We start from the raw sequence: 4,720 nt of genomic DNA, 5'->3' as shown, positions 1-4,720 counted from the left end.
CCGCATCGTCGAAAGACGCCACGCCGCTGACCTTCCCGTTCAAAAGCGCCAAAGGACCTGCTCGGTCATTGCACCACCTATGGCTTGTCGATCAGCCAGGTGATGCTGACCAACGAAAGCGCCTGGCGTCCGGAGGCGGAAACCCGCGCCGGCCTGCTGAAAATCTGGCAAGTGATGCAGGATTGCGTCGACGCTGGTTGCAGGAACGAAGGCATCCTGCCGGGCGGTTTGAAGGTTAAACGTCGAGCGGCAGCGCTGCATCGGCAACTGTGCAAGAACCCGGAATCGTCGTTGCGCGATCCACTGTCGGTGCTGGACTGGGTCAACCTCTACGCCCTGGCGGTCAACGAAGAAAACGCCAACGGCGGGCGCGTGGTCACCGCGCCCACCAACGGCGCAGCGGGTATCGTCCCGGCGGTTTTGCACTACTACATGCGCTTCATCCCCGGCGCCAGCGAAGACGGCGTCGTGCGCTTTTTGCTGACGGCAGCTGCCATCGGCATTCTCTACAAAGAGAACGCCTCGATCTCCGGCGCCGAAGTCGGTTGTCAGGGTGAGGTCGGCGTGGCCTGCTCGATGGCGGCAGGCGCCTTGTGTGAAGTGCTGGGCGGTACCGTGCAGCAAGTGGAAAACGCCGCCGAAATCGGCATGGAACACAACCTCGGCCTGACCTGCGACCCGATTGGCGGGCTGGTACAAGTGCCGTGCATCGAACGCAACGCCATGGGTTCGGTGAAGGCAATCAATGCGGTGCGCATGGCCCTGCGCGGCGACGGTCAACATTTCGTCTCCCTCGACAAAGTCATCCGCACCATGCGCCAGACGCGCGCCGACATGAAAAGCAAATACAAGGAAACCGCCCGTGGCGGTTTGGCGGTCAACATTATCGAGTGCTGATACGCGCTCATTGCATCTGCACACATTTTCAGGAGCTGGATATGTCCACCGAACAACTGTTGGAAAACCCCGTTGCACGCACTGCACATCGAACTCGGCGCCCGCATGGTGCCGTTTGCCGGCTACGACATGCCGGTGCAATACCCGCTGGGCGTGATGAAAGAGCACCAGCACACCCGTGATCAGGCCGGGCTGTTCGATGTCTCGCACATGGGCCAGATCCGCTTGACCGGCGCTAATGCCGCCAAGGCCCTGGAAACCCTGGTGCCAGTGGACATCATTGATTTGCCGGTGGGCATGCAGCGCTACGCCATGTTCACCAACGAGACCGGCGGCATCCTCGATGACCTGATGGTCGCCAACCTCGGTAACGACGAACTGTTCCTGGTGGTCAATGCGGCCTGCAAGGATCAGGACCTGGCACACCTGCAAAAACACATCGGTGATCAGTGCACCATCGAACCGTTGTTCGAAGAACGCGCCTTGCTGGCCCTGCAAGGTCCGGCAGCCGTCACCGTGCTCGCGCGCCTCGCGCCTGAAGTGGCAAAGATGACTTTCATGCAGTTCGCCCGCGTGAAACTGCTGGGCATTGACTGCTTTGTCAGCCGTTCGGGTTACACCGGTGAAGACGGTTTCGAAATCTCCGTACCGGCCGACAGCGCCGAAGCCTTAGCTCGCGCTCTGTTGGCAGAACCGGAAGTGGAAGCCATCGGTCTCGGTGCGCGCGACTCCCTGCGCCTGGAAGCGGGCCTGTGCCTCTACGGTCACGACATGAGCATTGATACCACCCCGATCGAAGCAAGCTTGTTGTGGGCCATATCTAAGTCGCGTCGTGCCGATGGCGCACGTGCGGGTGGTTTCCCGGGCGCAGAAACCGTATTCGCTCAGCAACAAGGAGGCGTTAGCCGCAAGCGTGTAGGCCTCTTGCCGCAAGAGCGTACGCCTGTTCGTGAAGGTGCACAGATTATTGATAAAGCTGGCGATGTTATCGGGACGGTTTGCAGTGGAGGTTTCGGCCCCACGCTAAATGCCCCTTTAGCGATGGGCTATGTGAACAGTGCCCACTTTTTAAGCAACGACGATGTCTGGGCGGTAGTGCGCGGAAAACATATTCCGATGAAAATTGCCAAAGCACCGTTTGTACCACAGCGCTACTTCCGAGGCTGATGCCTCAACGTTATGAGTTGATGGAGAGCGTATGAGCACATTACAAAAACCATTCCAAACGTCCCAAGTGAAAGTGGAGGCAGGTGTTAAATTACGTGGCGCGGAAAAGGTCGCTCGGATTCCGGTCAAAATTATTCCAACCGATGAATTTCCACGTAAGCCGGATTGGATACGAGTACAAATTCCCGTCAGTCCCGAGGTAGAACGAGTTAAGCAAATTCTTCGTAAACACAAACTACATAGTGTCTGCGAAGAAGCGTCCTGTCCGAACCTAGGTGAGTGTTTTTCTGGAGGCACGGCAACCTTCATGATCATGGGTGACATCTGCACCCGTCGCTGTCCGTTCTGCGATGTCGGTCACGGTCGCCCGAAACCCTTAGACGCTGATGAACCCCGCAACTTGGCGATTGCCATTGCTGACCTGCGCCTGAAAATACGTGGTCATTACCTCGGTCGATCGCGATGACTTGCGCGATGGTTGGCGCCCAGCACTTTGTCGATTGCCTTCGCGAAATCCGTAAGCTATCGCCAGGTGTCCAGCTGGAGACCTTGGTCCCGGATTATCGTGGCCGTATGGACGTCGCCTTGCAGATAACAACCAGTGAGCCACCTGACGTATTCAACCACAACCTCGAGACTGTACCGCGGCTGTATAAAGCGGTACGACCGGGTTCGGATTTCGAGTGGTCCCTGGATCTCTTGCAAAAGTTCAAGCTGCTAGTACCGAATGTACCGACCAAGTCAGGTCTCATGCTGGGACTTGGGGAAACCAATGAAGAAGTCATGGATGTCATGAGACGCTGCGTGAGCATGACATTGACATGCTTACCCTTGGCCAATACCTACAGCCTTCGCGTAATCATTTGCCAGTTCAGCGCTTCGTTCATCCGGACGAATTTGCCTGGTTCGCGGAGGCAGGTAGCCGCATGGGCTTCAAAAATATTGCATCCGGACCATTGGTGCGCTCGTCATACCATGCCGATCAACAAGTTGAATTGATCGCCAACTCAAAGCGGTAGAGTGGGATGGCTAGGACTACGTCCTCAGCGATGGGGACGATTCATAGCTAAGCAATACGCTCTTGCATGGCCGACCGTCTTGGGCCGTATCCAAGAGCTTGGGCTGGTGGTGATTCAATCGGATGCTGAGGCCTTGTGTGGGTAAGCGTGTGGATATCACCCTAGCAACGCTGTCCATTCACGATCTTTGTCTTTCATAGGTTTACCGTTGTACCTATTACAGAAAGCCAATATTTCTCCGGTAATAGCTAATGCAATGCTAGCAGGATTATCGCCACCTAAATCCAATCCAACCGGAGAATGAAGTCGCTTCAAATCCTCGTTATCCAAGGCTGAATCAATATCTGCTAACAGTCGCTCAGTTCGGCTCCTAGGGCCCAACTGCCCGATGTAAGCAGCCTTATACCTTAGCGCGAGCGCCAACCAGTAAGTATCTTGCTTTAGACTGTGTGTCATCACCACGACCGCAGCATCTGCGACAAGTGCTTCAAGAGCGTCAGCGTCCTGAAACTGCACACACTTGACCTCGTCCGCCTCGGGAAATGCATTGCGCCGGGCAAAATGAGGTCTCGAGTCTATAACGCTGACATGCCACCCCTGTGTTTTAGCGATACGCACCAGTGGTGGCACATCATGTCCTGCTCCGAAGATGACCAACCTGACAGGTGCTGGAATGAATTCGAAGAAAACCTCTCTGGCGATACCCTCCTGGACCAAGGGCCTTAGTGTAGAGCGCTGCTCTTGCAACGTTTCCTTGAGGCATTTCATTATCGATAAATTAAAATGGGCATTATTTATCTCTGATTTGAACTCACCCAGTGGTCCCAATGCCGCGGTTGCACCTATTTCTAGATCGGGAGCGTTGAGGATCGTGGCGACAGCTGCAGGCATTCGAATGAGCTGAGCTTGTTGAAGCATTTCTACCGATAGGGGAACGTGTCCGGGCGAAATCCGTTCAAGAATCAAATGTATTGTTCCGTTGCAGCCTAGGCCGAACGTGAGTTCGGCGTCATCTCCATCATCCTCAGTATCCCCTGTTGAATAACTGCGTAAAATCCGTCCGGTAGAAGATGTCATCCACCAAGCTTTCCTAGCAACGTCGCTTTCAAGGCAGCCGCCGCTTACCGTGCCTATGGTCCTGCCTTGAGGAAAAATTAGCATCCTTGCGCCTGGCCTGCGATACGCCGATCCTTCAGTTTTGACTACAGTTGCCATTACGAGATCATACCCTTCAGACTGGGCAGAACTAATGGAACTCAATAACGAATCGATCTCGGACATAGTCGTTTCTCACCAGAGAATCCAGTAAACGATAAATGAGTAGTGTTGTTAGTCGATTAGGAACCAGGATTTAATTCAAAGCGGAAAAGAAAATTGCACCCAGATTTTATCGCCTTCTGGACCATTTTTTAACACCAAGCTCATGTTGCCATTTTACCGCAACACCAGCTGCCTGATTGAAATACCATAAAATCTGCGGTCCGACTCCAAATTTTTCTGAGACGATTGCCGTCTCCGACAGTATCGTCATCAAGCTTGTCGTCTTGTATCTGTTGAGTGTAAAAACCGGCGAGGCCAAATTGAAGCTGTGGTAGATCTTTGAAGAAAAGAGTAATTAACGTCAAAATCAGTATTTA

The 4,720-nt window shown here is 54.1% G+C and carries 1 protein-coding gene and 3 pseudogenes; 3 read left to right on the top strand and 1 reads right to left on the bottom strand.

From position 1 onward, the window contains the following. The 3 pseudogenes from DQ405_RS24280 to lipA form a co-directional block, all read left to right on the top strand. Positions 1–897 (top strand): annotated as a pseudogene (locus DQ405_RS24280) (L-serine ammonia-lyase); the annotation flags it as partial. Positions 898–938: 41 nt separating this feature from the next. Then, positions 939–2,064: pseudogene (gene gcvT, locus DQ405_RS24275) on the top strand (glycine cleavage system aminomethyltransferase GcvT). 31 nt (positions 2,065–2,095) lie between these two features. Then, a pseudogene (lipA, locus tag DQ405_RS24270) lies at positions 2,096–3,083 on the top strand (lipoyl synthase). 156 nt (positions 3,084–3,239) lie between these two features. On the opposite strand, the gene DQ405_RS24265 reads toward lipA, so the two are convergent. Beyond that, on the bottom strand, positions 3,240–4,364 hold the full coding sequence (locus DQ405_RS24265; protein WP_168426352.1) for an XdhC family protein: 1,125 nt from the start codon (positions 4,362–4,364) through the stop codon (positions 3,240–3,242). Positions 4,365–4,720 lie beyond the last annotated feature (356 nt).

The organism is Pseudomonas sp. SST3, from assembly GCF_003325755.1.
The sequence above is the reverse complement of the archived record's forward strand: the minus strand, read 5'-3'. Positions and strand labels throughout refer to the sequence as shown.

Bases quoted from the DNA above. Each gene is read 5' to 3' on its own strand.
- DQ405_RS24265 (WP_168426352.1), bottom strand. From the start codon at position 4,364: ATGTCCGAGATCGATTCGTTATTGAGTTCCATTAGTTCTGCCCAGTCT.